Genomic DNA, 16,417 nt, shown 5'->3' with positions numbered 1-16,417 from the left:
AGAAAATGGTCCTGCTGAAGTAACTCCCGCCTGCTTACCATAGCTCATCCCCGAAGCCCCGCCTCCCCGGCGGGGCTTCGGCTATTACCACAAACCCCCGCCACCGCCACCGCGCCGGCGCGCCTGTCCGCGCCCTTCCCCGCCGGCCGATTTCCCGGGCGGGACGGCCAAAGGCGTTGACTTTTCAGCCCCTGTTTGGTATGTATGGAGTTCGCGGTTTCGGGCGGAAAGCCCGCAACGGAAAGAACGGACGGAACATAGAATTTATGATACGATAGTTTGGAGGGTCCCTGGTGAAGGAATATCCGACCGACAAAATCCGCAACATCTGCCTTGCCGGGCAGCGGGGATGCGGCAAGACCAGCCTGGCCGATGCGCTGGCGTACGCCACAGGCGTAAACAACCGGATCGGGCGGGTCGACGACGGTTCCTCGCTGCTGGATTACACCGACAGCGAAATTTCGCGCCGGACATCGATTCAGCTGAAGCTGCTGGCGATGGCGTGGAAAGACTGCAAACTCAATCTGTTCGACGCCCCGGGGCACCTGGACTTCATGGGCGAATTCCTCGCCTGCGCCAAAGTCTCCGACGTCGTCTGTTTCGTCGTGAACGCCACCGCCGGCGTGGAAGTCGGGACACAACTGCAGTGGCGGTCGCTCGCCGATTCCCCGCATGCCCGCTTCATTTTCGTCAACAAGATGGAGATCGAGAACGCCAAGTGGCAGACGACCGTGGAGTCGATCCAGGCGGCCTTCGGCAACCACGCCGTGCCGGTGACTATCCCGATCGGGGAGGCGGACAAATTCCGGGGCATGATCGACCTGCTGCACATGAAGGCGTACGAGTATGCGCCGGACGGGACGCGCAAGGAGATCGATATTCCGGCTGACCTGAAGGACCGGGCTCAGGCCGATCGCGAAGCGCTCGTCGAGATGGCGGCCGAAGCCAGCGACGAGCTGATGGAAAAGTTTTTCGACCAGGGGACGCTACCCGAAGAGGATGTCCGGATAGGGCTGCGGCAGGGGATTGCGCGCGGCAAGCTCTACCCCATTCTCTGCGGCGCGGCGGGCAAGAACTGGGGCACCGGGGTGCTCCTGGATTTCGCGGTCGAGTTCCTGCCGTCGCCGGACCAGATGCCGGCGCCGCAGGCCCAGAAGACCGGCGCCGCCGATTTGGTCGAGGTGCGGTGCGATCCGAACGGCCCGCCGGCGCTGTTCGTCTTCAAGACGATCACCGAAGGCCACCTCGGGGAACTGGCGTTTTTCAGAGTGTACTCGGGAGCGGTCTCCTCGGGCATGGATTTCGTCAACCAGCGGACGCGCAACTCCGAGCGGGCCACCCAGATATACACGCAGCAGGGGAAGAACCGATCGGAGCTGAGCAAAGTTGTGGCCGGGGACGTCGGAGCGCTGGTAAAACTGCGCAACACCAATACCGGCGATACGCTTACAGGCGGCAATCTCAGCCTCGTCATTCCGCCGGTGCGCTACCCCAACCCGGTGATGGACGTGGCGATCAGGCCCAAGTCCAAAGGGGATGAAGAGAAGATCGGGACCGGCCTGCAGAAAATCAGCCAGGAGGATCCGACGTTCAGGATCATCCACGACGCCGCTCTCAAGCAAATGGTTCTCGTCGGGCAGGGGGCCACCCAGATCGAGATTATCACCGAGAAGCTGAAGAAGCGGTACGGGGTGGAAGTCGACCTGGTGCGGCCGCGCATCCCCTACCGGGAGACGATCCGGGCGAAGGCGGAGACGCAGTACCGCCACAAGAAGCAGTCGGGCGGGCGGGGGCAGTTCGGCGACGTACACCTGCGGCTGGAGCCCAACGAGCGCGGCAAGGGGTTCGAGTTCCTCGACGAGATCAAGGGCGGGGTGATCCCGAACAAGTACATCCCGGCGGTCGAAAAGGGCGTGGTCGAGGCGATGGAGCGCGGGCCGCTGACCGGCTCTCAGGTGATCGACGTGAAGGTGGCGGTCTTCTACGGTTCGTACCACGAAGTCGATTCGTCGGATATGGCATTCAAGATCGCCTCCTCGATGGCCTTCAAACAGGGCTTCATGCAGGCCAAGCCGGTTCTGCTCGAGCCGATCTACAACGTCGAGGTGCTAGTCCCCGAGGATTTCACCGGCGACGTCATGGGCGATCTCTCGGCGCGGCGCGGAAAGATCGCCGGCATGGATCCGGCGGGCACGCACCAGCGGATCCGCGCCCAGGTGCCGCAGGCGGAGATGTACCAGTACTCGGTCGATCTCCGCTCGATGACCCAGGGCCAGGGCGTGTATACCATGGAGTTCTCCCACTACGAGGAGGTCCCGCACGAGACCGCCCAGAAAGTGATTGAGGAAGCTAAAGCCGCGGCCGAGGAAGCCTCGTAAGCGCGGCCTCGGTCTCGTCTGCTGTCCAGGCTCCGGCCCCGGTCTTCCCGACCGGGGCCGTTTCTGTTGGCGCCGGGCCGGCCCACAATCACATTCTTCCTGAGGTGGTTTTTGTTATTGACAGCTGAACACATGGGCAGTATAGATGAGCCAAGCAACGCGCAACGATGAGGAAGCCACATGCCACGAGCCGATTTGACGGACAAACAGCGGGCGGTGCTCGCGTATATCGAGAGGCAGATCGCCGAGCGCGGCCACTCCCCCACGATCCGGGAGATCGGGCAGCAGTTCGGCATTGCCTCGACCAACGGCGTCCGGACCCATCTCACCGCACTTATTCGGAAGGGATACCTGAAGAAGGAGGCGCAGATTTCGCGGGGGCTGGCACCGACGCGCACGCTGGCGCTCCGGGTGGGGCGGGTTCCGCTGGTGGGGACGGTTCCGGCCGGCCGCCCGATCGACGCGGTCGAGAATGTCGAGGGTGAGATCGCCGTCGACGAGTCGTTTCTTCCGAAAGAGGACTCGTTTTCGCTGCGGGTGGCCGGGAATTCGATGCAGGGCGCGGGGATTCTCGACGGCGACATCGTGCTGGTGAAAAAGCAGCGGGTGGCGCAGAAGGGGGATATCGTGGTGGCGATTATCGGCGGCGAGGCAACCGTCAAGCGCTATTTCCCGGAGGGGAACCGGGTACGGCTGCAGCCGGAAAACGATGACTTTGAACCGATTTTTGTGGATCGCAAGTCCGACGAGTTCCGGATCGCGGGTAAAGTCATCGGGTTGTTGCGGCGGCTGAAGTAGCTTTTCCCGGTGCGGCGCCTACGGATTTTGGGACACAAGAAAGCCCGCACGGACGCGGGCTTTTCCGTATCAAAGTCGGCCGCTTGGCTCAGCCTTTGGATTCCGGCTTGGGCAGGACCGCCTCGATCTCAATGATGATGTCGACGTTGTCGCCGGCAACGAGTCCGCCGTTGTCGAGGAGTTTACTCCACGAGACGCCGAAATCCTGGCGGTTGATGGTCGCGGCGGCGGAGAAACCGGCCCGCGTGTTGCCCATGAAGTCGGTCACCACACCATTGAGGGTGCCGTCGAACGTCACTTCTTTAGTCACGCCCCGGATGGTCAGGTCGCCGATGAGCTTGAACTTATCCCCCTCACCCGGGATCACCTTCTTTGACACGAAAGTCAGTTCGGGGTAGGTGGCGGCGTCGAAGAAATCGGCGCTGCGCAGGTGTTCATCGCGTTTGTCGTTGTCGGTGTTGATGGAGGCCGCCTTGGCGGTCATGGACACTTTGGCGCTGGCCAGGTCGAGCTTGCCGTCGGCCGCCTGGGCCATCTCGAGGTTGCCGTCGAAGTCGGTGAATTTTCCGGGGACTTTCGAGACGACCATATGGCGCACGGAGAAGCCGATGGACGAGTGAGCACGGTCGATTTCCCATTGCGCCGCGGATACGCCGGCGCCGGCGGCCAGCACGACCGATGAGGCAAGAGCAGCCTTCTTCAGCATGTCAAAATCTCCTCTGTCAGTGTTTCCAGTTCGTTTGCCGAATTATAACAGCGGATCGGGCCGACGGTTCCGGGCCCTTGAAGTGATTGATCCGCCCATACATCATGTGCGGCCGGGGGTTCCGGCGCGGCGCTGGCGCACGGCCTCGAACAGGCAGACGCCGGCGGCAACCGAAACATTCAAATTTTCGATCCGGCCGGCCATGGGAATACGCGCGAGGAAATCGCATTTTTCGGCCACCAGGCGGCGCAAACCCTTCCCTTCGCTGCCCATTACGAAGACCACCGGACCGGTGAGGTCGAGGTCGTAGATCACCCGCTCGGTTTCGTGGGTCGTGCCGACTACCCAGAGGCCGGCCTCCTTCAATTGATCGAGGGTCCGCGCGAGGTTGGTGACCATGGCGAAGGGGATGTGTTCGGCGGCGCCGACTGCGACGTGGCGAACGGTGTCGGTGAGACCGACGGAGCGGTCTTTGGGGACAACGACCGCATGTGCGCCGGCACCCTCGGCCGACCGAAGGCAGGCCCCGAGGTTATGCGGATCGGTGATCGAGTCAAGAACCAGCACCAGGGCCGGACCCGGCAGCGCGCCCAGCCGGCGGAGCAGACTGTCCTCATCCAGCGACGCGGGCAAGGCGGAGTAATCGGTGTGCCGATGACGGCGGGGGGAATCGGGTTTGCGCGGCATGGCCTCATTTCTCCTCTCACAACCGTGCGGGGTGCACGTCGCCCGCATCGCCGACCCGGCCGCCCGCGCGGCCGGTGGACACGAGCGCGATCAGCCTCTCCCCCGGTTTGGGCGCGGGCGGATCCTGCACGGTACAGATTTTCAGAGAACGATCTTCAGTTATGATAAAAAGCGGCACGGCCGACTCCCCATAGATTTCCCGGAACTGCTTCAGGTCGAATTCCGGCGTGATGGGAGTCCGCATCACGGCTCCGCCGTCGGCCAGCAGTTCGCGGAGGTGTCGCTCGCCCGCGTGAGGAGCAAAAAGGAGCCGGCCCTGGAGATGCCGGGGCATTTCAACGCGGCCCGCGGCGCCGCCGGCCACTCTCGCGCCGGGAGCGTCGTCGGGAGACAGCTGGTAGACACCCGAGCGGCCGAACACCTCGGCGAAGTGGATCGCGGCCAAGGCATTCACGTCGTCGTTGGGCGTCACGGCGAGGAACCGGCCAAGGTCGTCCAGCGGAAGCGTCTGGAAGATATCCTCCGCCAGCAGATTCGCGTGAAAGGCGGGAAGACCGAGCTGGCGGGCGCGGGCGACGTGTTCGGCGTTGGAGTCGATGAGGGCGACGGCAAACCCTTCTTCCTTGAGAACCTCGGCGACGCGCCGAATCCAGGGCTGCGCCCCGCCGAACAACACCCCCTGCGGATTCGGCCGGGCAACTTTCAGGCGGCGGGCTAGGGGGGGGACGGTGAGGCCGTAGATTGCCACCGTGGCGACGATAACCTTGAACACAAGCGGAACCAGCCGCTCCCCTCCGGCAAGGCCGCTGCTCTCCAGCCGCAGGGCGAAGAGAGAGACGACGACGGCCGCGACCACTCCCCGGGGCGCCATCCACGACAGGAAGAGCTTCTCGGCGAGAGCGAGCCGGGAACCGATGGTCGAAGCGAAAACCATCGCCGGGCGGACGACGAGAATCAGCGCCGCGACAAAGATCCACTCACGCCGGTTGGTCAGGTCGAGGTCGGCGACCGGCAGGCGGGCGGCGAGGATGATGAACAGGCCGGCGATCAGGATGACGCGGAGATTCTCTTTGAATTCGTATATGTGCCGAATAGCCGCCAGGCGCTGGTTGGCCAGCGCGATGCCCATGACCGTCACCGCCAGCAAACCGGATTCCGATTGGACCGCGTTGGAGACCAGGAAGACCACGACCACGAGCATGGTCGCGACCGAATTCTGGAGGGAATCGGGGACCGCGTAGTAGCGGAGGATCGCCACGAGGAGCGCGGCCCCGAGCAGCCCGAGCAGGGAGCCGAGAAGCAGGGCTTTCAGGACGCCGGCGATCAGGATCGACGGCATACCGGCGCCGGAGGCGACGACCGCCTCGAAGACCAGGACGGCGAGGATGGCGCCGATCGGGTCGTTTACTATCCCTTCCCACTTGACCACCGAGCCGACCCGCCCGACCGGGCGAACCTGGCGGAGGAGAGGGATGATGACGGTCGGGCCGGTCACCACCAGGATGGCCCCGAGGAGGAGCGCGATAGGAAGACTGAGCCCGACCGCAACATGAGCGGCGGTCGAGGCAAGCAGCCAGGTGACGGCGATACCGATCGTGGTCAGGCGGGCGACCACGGCACCGCCGTCGCGGAGCTCGTGGAATTTCAGCGACAAGCTGCCTTCAAATAAAATGATCGCCACCGAGAGCGAGACAACGGGAAACAGCAGGTCGCCGAACAACTCATCGGGGCGGAGCAGCCCGGTCCCTGGGCCGGCGAGGAAACCGAAGACCAGCAGGAGGAGGATGGCGGGCAGTTGCAGACGCCAAGCCAGCCACTGGGCGATCACCCCCAGGACGATAATGGCGCCGAGGCCGATGAGAATGTGTTCGGGCACTGCCGTCTCCTGTCAACCGGTTGTGCGGATGATACGCCATCGCGGGGGGCCGGGCAAGGCCTGACCGTCGGCCGGGCCGGAGCCGCCGCGCCCCACGCCGCACCGCCCGGGATCAGGAGCTGGCCCGCGGACTGCTCAGGACGCGGCGGAGATACGGCACCAGGTCGTCCCGGGGAATCGTCTCCTGGATCTCTTCCGCTTTCAACCACTCCTCGCGGTCGTCCACCCGGCGGGCCTTCTCCCGGCCGGCTTCGAGGTTCTTGACCGTGACTTTCGCCTGCTCGAATTCATCGGAGCCCGCGATCACGGCGAGGCGGATGCCCACCTTGTCCGCGTACTTGATCTGCTTGGTCAGGTTCCTCGTGTCGCCGGAGTAGATCTCGGAGGGAATACCGGCGGCCCGGATCTCGCGGAGCATCCCGAGATAGTCGGGGATGTGCTCGCGGTCCATGACGGTGACGATCACCTGCGAGGTGGCCTGCGCCGGGTCGAGGGTCTCAAGCTTGAGGAGCGCGGCGAGGAGGCGGTCGATGCCGATCGAGGACCCCACACCGGGGACGCTCTGGTTGATGAACCGCTCCACGAGGTTGTCATAGCGGCCGCCGGAAAAGACCGAGCCGTATTCGGGGAGGTCGAGGAGGGTGGTTTCAAAGACGGGGCCGGTGTAGTAGCCGAGGCCGCGGACGATCGTCAGGTCGACGCCGGATTTGGCGGGATCGACACCCATGGCGGCCAGGTGGTCGCAAATCTCCTTGAGCTCGTCGAGACCCTCGCGGGAGGCGGGGATGCCGCCCAGCAGGCGTTCGGCCTCGGGAAGATGGTCGCGGTCGTGCTGCCCGGCGATCTCGAGGAACTTCTCAATCTGGGCGATCTGGCCGTCGGCGAGGCCGAGACCGGGGATTCGGTCGCCGGAGGCATCGGTCCGGCCGGGACCGAGCTCGAGCACCACCGCCGCTCTCCCCTGTTTTTCGAGCTTATCGATCACGCGCATGACGTCGGGGCCGACGGCGGCGGGGATGCCGGCGAATTCAATCAGGCCGTTGAGAAGCCGGCGGGTCGAGTAGCGGACCTTGAACTTGCCGATGCCCAGATGGTCGAGGGTCTTCACCATAGCGGCGATGATCTCCGCGTCGGCCAGGAGGTTTCGCGTGCCGACGATGTCGATGTCGAACTGCATGAACTCGCGAAACCGCCCCGGGCCCGGCTTGTCCACCCGCCACACGTTGCCGTACTGGTAGCGGCGGAACGGCAGGGGCAGCGCCGGGTTGCCGGCCACATAGCGGGCCAGCGAGACCGTGAACTCGTAGCGAAGAGCCATGTCGACGTCATCGGGACCGCGAAAACCGAACAGCTCGGCGAGGTTCTCCGCGCTGTAGTGGGGCCCGAGCAGCGTGTCGGCGAACTCCAGCGACGCGGTCTGGAGAGGCAAAAACCCCATCAGCTCAACCGCCTCGCGGCACCTGGCGAGCATCTTCTCGCGGGCAATCTGCTCATCGGGCGGGTAGTCGCGAAATCCCTTGAGCACCTGCGGCTTTACCTTTTCCGGCTTCTTGCGGTCGTCTTTGGCCATGGTCTCCTAACTTGTTGCTGGGCTTCCGGTCACCGACTCTCGCGGGTAAATGTAGGCAATCGCGACCCAAAGAAAAGCATTTTTTCCTTCCCTATCGGTCTCCGGTTGACCATCCGGCGGCAGTAGTATCGGTGTATTTGCATTGACATTTCTCGGAAATTAGGTATGTTTGTCGATGATAGCACGAACATCACGGAACTATGAACGAGGGGAAGGGCGCATGTTCTTTCGATTAGTTGTCTTGCTACCACTGCTGTCGGCGGCCGGTCTCCTGGCTGCGTCGAGCCTGGCTGTTCCGCCCGATGAACTCGAGCCGCCGGTGTTCGTTTCACCGGAGCCCCGGCGGCTGCTGCGGGTATCCCGCTGCGACGACTCCGCCGTTTTCATTTTCAAGGCAATCATTCCCAACCAGCCCCAGGCCCAGGGACGGGTGCGCTACCGGCTGATCGACGGGTGCGGCCGGATCAACGAGAAGACCGGCCGATGGGTGTGGTATCCGGCGCCCGAAGACACGGCGCGGATCCGCAGGGTGGTCGTCGGCGCCTGTATCAACAACCAGGACATTGAGACGCTCCCGGAAAACCGGGCCCACCTGAGCGTGCTATACCGCGACGAGCACGCCCGGCTGATCTGGATGCTCGGCGGCGACACCATGCACGCGCAGACGCCGGTGATTGCGGCTGACGCCCCGGGGACTACGGCAGTGACCTACCGCATCTCTGAACCGGACTGGTGCGACGAGCCGGCGGTGGCGCTTCGAATGATCGATCCGGCGCCGGCGGGGAAGATATTCTTCACCGACTCGACCCTGACGGCCGAGCTGGCGGCGACCGACGCGGGCCAGAGGTTCGTCGTCACGTACGGGCTGACGTCCGGGCAGTTCTCCCATGAAGGTCAGGTTATTATCGATACCCGGCGCCATGTTGTGCCGGTGTTTGTCGAATGCCCCTCCGAGACTCTGTCGGTGGCCGTCTGCGCCACCCTCTCCTGCCGGCTGCGGGCGATCGATCCCGACTTTCCGGATGATCCGACAGGAATCTTCTACCGCATCGCGCCCATGCCTTACTACCCCGGCAGCGTGCAAGGCTCTACGGGCGAGTATCGCTTCCGGGGGCGGCCCGAGGATGCCGGGCAGGTGTTCGAAATCGGCGTGGCGGCCCACTACGGCGACACCATGACGACCGGGGACCAGATCTGCCGGTTCTGGGTCCGGGTGGACGAGAACCAGCCGCCCCTGTTTACCGGCTCGCTGTGCCACACGCTGGTGAACGCTCCCCCCGGCAGCCCGCCCTTCTTCGAGATGCAGGTGGAGGCCGTCGATCCGGAGGAATGCGGTCCGGTCGCGCTGTTTGTCGCCGGCGTCTCCCCTCTGCCCGTCGGCGGTTTCACGTTTGACCCTGAGGACGGATCTTTCACGATGCCGCTGGCCCCGGCGGAGCTTGAAGAGACTTTCACCATCCGGATCGGCGCCGCCGATGCGGTTGATACGGCGTATTGCGAATTCGACTACCGCCACCTGAACCGGGACCCTGTGGCCGTGATGATCGAGCGGATCGGCGGCGATACACCCGGCGGCCGGCATGCTTTGGACCTCACGGTCACCCAAAACAACCTGGAGCTCCAGGGTTTTGACCTCACCATCGGTTTCGAGGCGGCGGCCCTTAACCTGCAGGGGGTGTCGCCCGGCTCCGTTTATGATTCGTGCGGCTGGGAGTATTTTACTTACCGCTACGGCGCCGGAGGGGCCTGCCCCGAGTGTCCCTCGGGCATCCTCAGACTGGTTGGCCTGGCCGAAACCAACAACGGGGAGGCGCACCCTTCGTGTTTCCGCCCGGCCGCGCCGTTTTCGCTGGCGACACTCGAGTTTCTGGAAAGCGCCGAACCCGCCTGGGCGGGCGTGTTCGTGCCGGTCCGCTTCCTCTGGCTGGATTGCACCGCCAACGCCCTCGCCGCGCGCCTCATCGCCGAGATCCCAGAGTACACCGACCTCCTGATATCACGGGAGGTGTATGACCTTGACAGCGTTCTGGCGGAAGACGGCGAAGTCTATTCGTTCCTGGCGATCACCGACCCGCTCGGTACGTTCCCCGCGACCGGCGGGGCGGTCGGTGACTGCGATGCGGCTGCGATGCCGCACCCGGCCCCGATTCGACGGGTGGACTTCTTCAACGGCGGTGTGAAGATAGCCGGCCCGCCAGCCACACCGGTCGGGGAGCATAATCCGGACGGGACAGCCGGGGGACCGCCGCTGCCCTCGACGTTTGCCGTCCACCAGAACTGCCCCAATCCGTTCAATCTTGAAACCGTGATTCCGTTCGATCTGCCGAGGCAGGGTCGGGTCACGCTCGAGATCTACAACACGCTTGGGCGGCGGGTGTACCGCCAGGTTGGGGACTATCCGGCCGGATACCACCGGTTGGTATGGGATGGGAGGACCGACGGCGGCCGGGTCGCCGCCAGCGGAGTGTACGTGTACCGCCTCGCGACGGGGGAAACCGCGGCTGCCCGCAAGATGATGCTCCTGAAGTAGAAGGCGGGGGGGCTGCCCCCCGCTTCGGAGCGGGCTTCCCCGGCCTGCTCGGCGAACCGGCACCCAGGTACCTGACCTGTCAGCGCGGAGGCACGGATTCCGCCTTGACGGAACTATCTCGCCGCCCTAGATTATCGTCTACCCGCACCAGCGGGAAGCAGGCTTCTCTGCAAACAACATCGTGGCGCAAGGAGTCACCGGCTATGCATTATGCCATCAAGTGCTGTGCAATCGCCGTTCTGGCGGCGGCGGGCTGCGATAATCCGCAAACTCCAACCGACAACGACGAGGAAGACCACCGGGAAGGTTCGCTCAGCGTGGTCATTGAGACGACCGAGGAAACATTTCAGGGCAGTTTCGAAGATATCTCCGTTTCCTTCAGTGGCGAAATTGACACCTCGTTCCAGTTGGGTGGATTTGATTTCCTGCTTCAGTACGGTTCCAGCGCGCTGACGCTGCAGCAGGTCTCGCCGGGGAGCTTCCTGCAGACCTGCGGCTGGGAGTACTTTACCTACCGCTACGGGGCCAACGCCATATGCGGCGGTGCGCCCTGTCCGAGCGGCGTGGTGCGGGTGGTGGCGATCGCCGAGATGAACAACGGCGCCAACTACGCCGACTGCTTCGCCAGCACGACCGACACCGAGCTGTTCAAGCTGACCTTCCTGGTCACCAACGATCGGACATATGAGTGCACGCAGATCCCCGTCCAATTCATCTGGTACGACTGCGGCGACAACGCGATTGCGTCCAAGACCGGTGACACGCTGTTTATCAGCCGCCATGTCTACGACTATCCGTTCGATACCATCATCGGGCCGATAGCGATCGAGGACCCGGATGCGGCCTTCCCGACCAATTTTGGCGCCCCAGCGGTCTGCGAGACCGCGGGCGGGCCGAACAAGCCGGAACCGCTGCGGCTGATCGACTTCACGAACGGCGGGATCGCCATCGCCTGCGCCGACTCGATCGACGTGCGCGGCGACATCAACCTCGACGGTTGGGCGAACACGATTGCCGACCTAATGCTCTTCAGAAACTACTTCGTGTACGGCACGGTGGTTTTCACGCATGACGAGGGCAAGCAGATCGCCGCCACCGATGTCAACGCTGACGGGCAATTCCTGCGGGTGGCCGACCTGGTCTACTTGGTCCGGATTGTAGTCGGCGATGCACTGCCATACCCCACGCCCATACCGGCCGTGCCCGCCTGGTTCACCGTTTCCGACACCACCATCAGCGTGGAATCGGAGAAGACGATGGGTGGTGTATTCATGATTCTTGAAGGGAACGTGACCCCGACTCTCTCCGACCCTCAAATGGAACTCAAGTTTTCATACCATCCATTTACGGACTGCACCCGGCTGCTGGTCTGGTCGCCGGAGGGAGACAGCACGCTGGGACCTCTCCTCACGTTTGATATCCATCCGACCATACTGAGTATCGATGCGGCCACCGCGCAGGGCATTCCGGTGAGGGCGACAGTAGTATCCGGCGAGGGATCAGCGCGATAGGAGGCAGCGAGCCGGCGCCCGGCGGGGCGCCGGTGGTCGGCAATGGGCGAGGGTGCAAGGTCGCGATCGAACGGTTGCATCGGGCGGCTTTTATTGATATCGTATCGCGACAGCCGACAGGCTAAATCGCACAAGATGGTGCTTCTGAAATGAGCCGCCCGATCACATGCTTCTCCTTTATCCTGCTTCTGGTGGTTTCCGCTTGCCCGGCGCGCGCCCAGACGGTGGAGCCGTATACGGTGCGGATCGGGCGGCTGGACCCGGCGGCGCCCGGGGCGGTCTGCACGGTCGCGGTGTCGCTGGAGACCGGCTGGGCCAGCATGGCCGGGTTTGATTTCCTCATTACCTATGAGAACGGCCCGCTGGCGGTTCAGTCGGTCATCCAGGGAGAGGTGGGCCGCACCTGCGATTGGGAGTACTTCACGTGGCACGCCGGGCCGGGCGGACCGCGCAACGAATACGGGCGCGCCACCGACACCGTCCGGATCGTCTCGGTGGCCAGTCTCACGCCGACCCACGTGCCGGCCTGCTACAACCGTGCGGCGAAGCCGGTCGGGCTGTTTTCGCTGGTTTTCCGGACCGCGCCGGGTCCGGAGTACGGCTGCCGCTACTCGCCGGTCCGGTTCTACTGGCGGTCGTGTTACGACAACCGGATTTCCGTGCCCGCCTCGATCACCCCGTTGCCGCACAACGAGGTCGAAACGATCGCGCAACTGGTGCTCGAACCGACCGGGTGGCAGATCTCCCGCTTTTCCTCTCCCCTTCCGGGCTGGTTCGGTCCGCCGGACACGTGCCTATCGGAGCGGCGGTCCTCGCCGGTGCCGTTTGTGAATCTGATCAACGGCGGCGTCGTCCTGCGCGGCGGCTCCTGCGCGGCCGATCCGCGGGGGGATCTCAATCTCAACGGCATCCCTTACGAGATCGAGGATTCCTGGATGTTCGCGAAGTACCTCCTGTTGGGCGACACCGCCCTGGCGCGGCGCCGGACCGCCTCGCTGGCGGCCACCGACATGAACCGCGACGCGCGGACGGGAACGATCGAGGATCTCGTGCTGCTGATGCGGGCGGTGCTGGGCGAGTATGTGCCGGACCCGGGGATGTTTCTCAACCGCGACGCGCCCGCGGAGAGCCCGTTCGCGCCGCCCCCCCCGAAAGACAGCCGGGCGACCCTGCGGCTCGAGGAGAACGAGCTCGCAGTGGAAGCCGAGGACTCGCTCGTGGCGGCCCGGTTCGTGTTCCGGGGACGGATCGTCCCTCACGTCTACAACACCCGGCTTGATGTGTACAGCACCTATGTCAACGGACAAACGCGCGTGCTCGTCTACGGGTTCTTCAGCGGGGCGTCCTTCGGCAGCGGGCCGTTTCTCTATTGGGAGGGGAGCGGCCGGCTGACGGGTTTCTCGCTGGCGACCGTGTCGGGGGGCCGGGTCGAGGTGCGCATCCGCCGATAATCCCGCCCGCGGCGACAATCGCCGTTGCCCGCTCCGCGCAAATCCGCTACCTTGCCGGGAAAATCGCCGGCCAACGGTCGGGAATATCGACGCTCAGAAGGGAGAGACAACACATGCGCCCGCTCATCCTCAGTACCCTTGCCGCCCTGTGGATCGGAGGCCCGTCGGTGTGGGCCGCGGAGGGCGGCCTGGATCCCGCCCTGGTGGCCAGGATTCGCGCCGACTACGACGCGACCGGGTTTTCGCCGGCCACCGTCAACGCCGTCACCAACAACGACCTCAGAGCGCTCGCCCTGAGCCGGGAGAAAGTGACCGCCTTCGACGACCTGTTCAACGTGCGCCTCAAGGAGACCGGGATCACCAACCAGGCCGGCTCGGGCCGGTGCTGGCTTTTTGCGGGACTGAATGTCTTCTCCCCCCGGGTCTGCACCAAGCTCGACCTGTCGAAATTCCAGTTCTCCCAGCCGTATCTCGCCTTCTGGGACAAGATGGAAAAGGCGAACTTCTTTCTCGAAGAGATGATCCGCCTGCGGGAGCGGCCGCTGTATGACCGGGAACTGGCGGTGGCGCTCGATGGTCCTTTCGGGGACGGCGGCTGGTGGCACTATGCCACCGCGCTGATCGAGAAATACGGCGTGGTGCCGCTGACGGCGATGCCGGAGACGAAGCAGTCGGGCGCGACGGGGACGGTCAATTCGCTGGCCGAGCGCAAGCTGCGCGCCTTCGCGGCGGAGATCCGGCGGATGGCCGCCGGGGGCGCGGATGTCGCGCAGCTTCGGGCGCGCAAGGAACGGATGCTGGCGGAGATCTACCGCCTCCTCGTCGCCGCCTACGGCCCGCCGCCGACCGAGTTCACCTTCCGCTATAAGGTCAAGGACTCGGTGGTCACCGAGCCGAAAACCTACACGCCGCGGTCGTTCTACGACGAGATCTTCGGGGGACCGCTCCCCGACTACGCCATCCTCATGGACAACCCGGCCAAGGGGTACGACACGCTCTACCGGATCGAGAGCAGCCGCAACATGGCCGACCGGGCGGACCTGACCATGCTCAACCTGCCGGTCGCGCGGCTCAAGGAGTATTGCCTGAGAGCGCTGCTCGACTCGCAGGCGGTCTGGTTCGCGTGCGACGTCGGCGTGGACAATTTCGGCGATTCCGGCATTCTCCGCAACGGCATCTATGATTTCGAGGGGACGCTCGGGGTGTCGTTCGCTATCGCCAAGGCCGACCGCATCACCCTGCGCGACAGCTACCCGAACCACGCCATGACGCTGGTCGGGGTTGACACCGCCGCGGATGGGTCGCCCGTCAAGTGGCTCGTGGCCAACAGCTGGGGGGACAAAGGAGGCAACGACGGTTACTGGATCATGTACAACGACTGGTTTGACACCAACGTGTACCTGGTGGCGGTGGAGAAGCGGCTGCTGGCGGAGGCCGACCGGAAAAAGCTCGACCAGGCGCCGGTGGTGCTGCCGCCCTGGGATCCGTTTTACCAGGCCGCCAAGCGCCTGAAGTAGGCGGCGCGGACCATGGATGATTTTCTGAGCCGACTGGCGGGGCTGGTTCCGCCGGAGCAGTTCAGCACCCACCCCGACCATCTGCGGGTGGCGGCGAAGGATGAATCGACGACGACGCCGGTGACGCCGCGCGCGGTGGTCTGGGCTGTGACAATCGACGAGATCGCGGCCGTGGTTCGCCTCTGTCGCGCTCACCGGGTTCCGATTACGACCCGCGGGGGAGGGAGTGCGCTGGAGGGATCGGCTGTACCGGTGGAGGGAGGAATTGTGCTCGATCTCAGCCGGATGACGGCGATTCTCGGATACTGGCCGGAAGACCTGCAAGTCGAAGTACAACCAGGACTTATATATGATGACCTGAACCGCAGGTTGAAAGACGACGGGTTGTTCTTCCCTCCCTCACCGGGCGGCTCGGGTGATGTAGCGACCATCGGCGGCATGGTCTCGACCAACGCCAGCGGCATCTATTCAGTGAAATACGGCGGCACGCGTGATTATGTCCTGCGCCTCCGGGTGGTCACCGGGACTGGGGAAATTCTCACGCTCGGCGACCGGGCCGTCAAGAGATCCTCCGGCTACAACCTGGTCGATCTGATCAGCGGGTCGGAGGGAACGCTGGCGATCATCGGCGCGGTCACGATCCGGCTGGCCGGGCTGCCGGAGGGACGGCGGCAGGAAGCCTACGCCTTCGGGAACGAAGTAGCGGCCTCGCGGGCGGTGTCGGAGATGCGGCGCTACGGACTGGATCTGGCGGCCATTGAATTCCTCGACGGCCGGCTGCTGGAGGCCCTGAACCGCCTGAAGGAGTACGGCCTCACCGAGGCCCCTTCGCTGTTCCTGGAGTACCACGGCCCGGAAGCCGTGCTTGCGTCCAACGCCGAACTTGCAGCCGGGATCTGCGAGGAGATGGGAGGCCGGCGGATCACGCTGGCGGAAGGGCAGAATCCGTGGGAGATCCGGCACTGGGCAACCGACGCCGTGAAGCATCGTCGCCCCGGATACTCCATTCTCCGCAACGACATCGCTTTCCCGATTTCCCGCCTGGCGGAGTTGGTGGAGTTCTGCTACCGGACAGCGGATGCGGCGGGCCTTGCCATTCACACATTCGGGCATGTCGGCATGGGGCTTCTGCACGCGCTCTTGCTGGCGCGACGGGAGGATGCGGCCGAGTGGTCGGCGGCCCGGCAGACTAACGAGATGATCATCCGAAAGGCGCTCGAAGTGGACGGGACGATCTCGGGCGAACACGGCATCGGTCTCGGCCACAAGAGACTCTTTCAGGAACACCACGGCGACACAGTCGACCTGATGCGGCGGATAAAGGCGCAGTTTGACCCGGCGAATATTCTCAATCCCGGCAAGATCTTCGATCCGTCATGAGCCGGGGAAAGCG

The 16,417-nt window shown here is 64.4% G+C and carries 11 protein-coding genes; 7 read left to right on the top strand and 4 right to left on the bottom strand.

Going from position 1 to position 16,417, the window contains the following annotated elements; genetic code table 11:
- The first annotated feature begins 293 nt into the window (after positions 1-293).
- Both fusA and lexA read left to right on the top strand, forming a co-directional pair.
- Positions 294-2,378 (top strand): elongation factor G, encoded by a 2,085-nt coding sequence (fusA, locus tag KA261_13920; GenBank protein ID MBP7698898.1) that lies wholly within the window; start codon positions 294-296, stop codon positions 2,376-2,378.
- A 180-nt stretch (positions 2,379-2,558) separates the two neighbouring features.
- Positions 2,559-3,176: a transcriptional repressor LexA gene (gene lexA, locus KA261_13915; GenBank protein MBP7698897.1), complete on the top strand. Its 618-nt coding sequence runs from the start codon at positions 2,559-2,561 to the stop codon at positions 3,174-3,176.
- Positions 3,177-3,264: 88 nt separating this feature from the next.
- Here the strand turns inward: lexA and KA261_13910 are convergent, their stop codons facing one another.
- The 4 genes from KA261_13910 to hisS all read right to left on the bottom strand — a co-directional run bounded on the left by KA261_13910 (position 3,265) and on the right by hisS (position 8,015).
- Positions 3,265-3,882, bottom strand: a complete 618-nt coding sequence (locus KA261_13910; GenBank protein MBP7698896.1) for a YceI family protein — start codon at positions 3,880-3,882, stop codon at positions 3,265-3,267.
- A 102-nt stretch (positions 3,883-3,984) separates the two neighbouring features.
- On the bottom strand, positions 3,985-4,569 hold the full coding sequence (gene rlmB / locus KA261_13905; protein ID MBP7698895.1) for a 23S rRNA (guanosine(2251)-2'-O)-methyltransferase RlmB: 585 nt from the start codon (positions 4,567-4,569) through the stop codon (positions 3,985-3,987).
- A 16-nt stretch (positions 4,570-4,585) separates the two neighbouring features.
- Positions 4,586-6,445: a cation:proton antiporter gene (locus KA261_13900; protein MBP7698894.1), complete on the bottom strand. Its 1,860-nt coding sequence runs from the start codon at positions 6,443-6,445 to the stop codon at positions 4,586-4,588.
- A 112-nt stretch (positions 6,446-6,557) separates the two neighbouring features.
- On the bottom strand, positions 6,558-8,015 hold the full coding sequence (hisS, locus tag KA261_13895) for a histidine--tRNA ligase (GenBank protein MBP7698893.1): 1,458 nt from the start codon (positions 8,013-8,015) through the stop codon (positions 6,558-6,560).
- 220 nt (positions 8,016-8,235) lie between these two features.
- On the opposite strand from hisS, the gene KA261_13890 reads away from it, so the two are divergent.
- The 5 genes from KA261_13890 (at position 8,236) to KA261_13870 (ending at position 16,404) form a co-directional block, all read left to right on the top strand.
- The gene (locus tag KA261_13890) at positions 8,236-10,545 is read left to right on the top strand and encodes a T9SS type A sorting domain-containing protein (GenBank protein MBP7698892.1); all 2,310 of its coding nucleotides are present in this window, start codon (positions 8,236-8,238) and stop codon (positions 10,543-10,545) included.
- Positions 10,546-10,748: 203 nt separating this feature from the next.
- Positions 10,749-12,056, top strand: coding sequence for a hypothetical protein (locus tag KA261_13885; protein MBP7698891.1), 1,308 nt, complete (start codon positions 10,749-10,751; stop codon positions 12,054-12,056).
- Positions 12,057-12,205: 149 nt separating this feature from the next.
- Positions 12,206-13,507, top strand: coding sequence for a hypothetical protein (locus KA261_13880; GenBank protein MBP7698890.1), 1,302 nt, complete (start codon positions 12,206-12,208; stop codon positions 13,505-13,507).
- Between the two features lie 113 nt (positions 13,508-13,620).
- Positions 13,621-15,024, top strand: coding sequence for an aminopeptidase (locus KA261_13875; protein MBP7698889.1), 1,404 nt, complete (start codon positions 13,621-13,623; stop codon positions 15,022-15,024).
- Between the two features lie 12 nt (positions 15,025-15,036).
- On the top strand, positions 15,037-16,404 hold the full coding sequence (locus KA261_13870) for an FAD-binding oxidoreductase (GenBank protein ID MBP7698888.1): 1,368 nt from the start codon (positions 15,037-15,039) through the stop codon (positions 16,402-16,404).
- The last annotated feature ends 13 nt before the right edge of the window (positions 16,405-16,417 follow it).

The sequence above is a fragment of the Candidatus Zixiibacteriota bacterium genome (assembly GCA_017999435.1).
Classification (GTDB): Bacteria; Zixibacteria; MSB-5A5; order GN15; family FEB-12; genus JAGNLV01.
The sequence above is the reverse complement of the archived record's forward strand: the minus strand, read 5'-3'. Positions and strand labels throughout refer to the sequence as shown.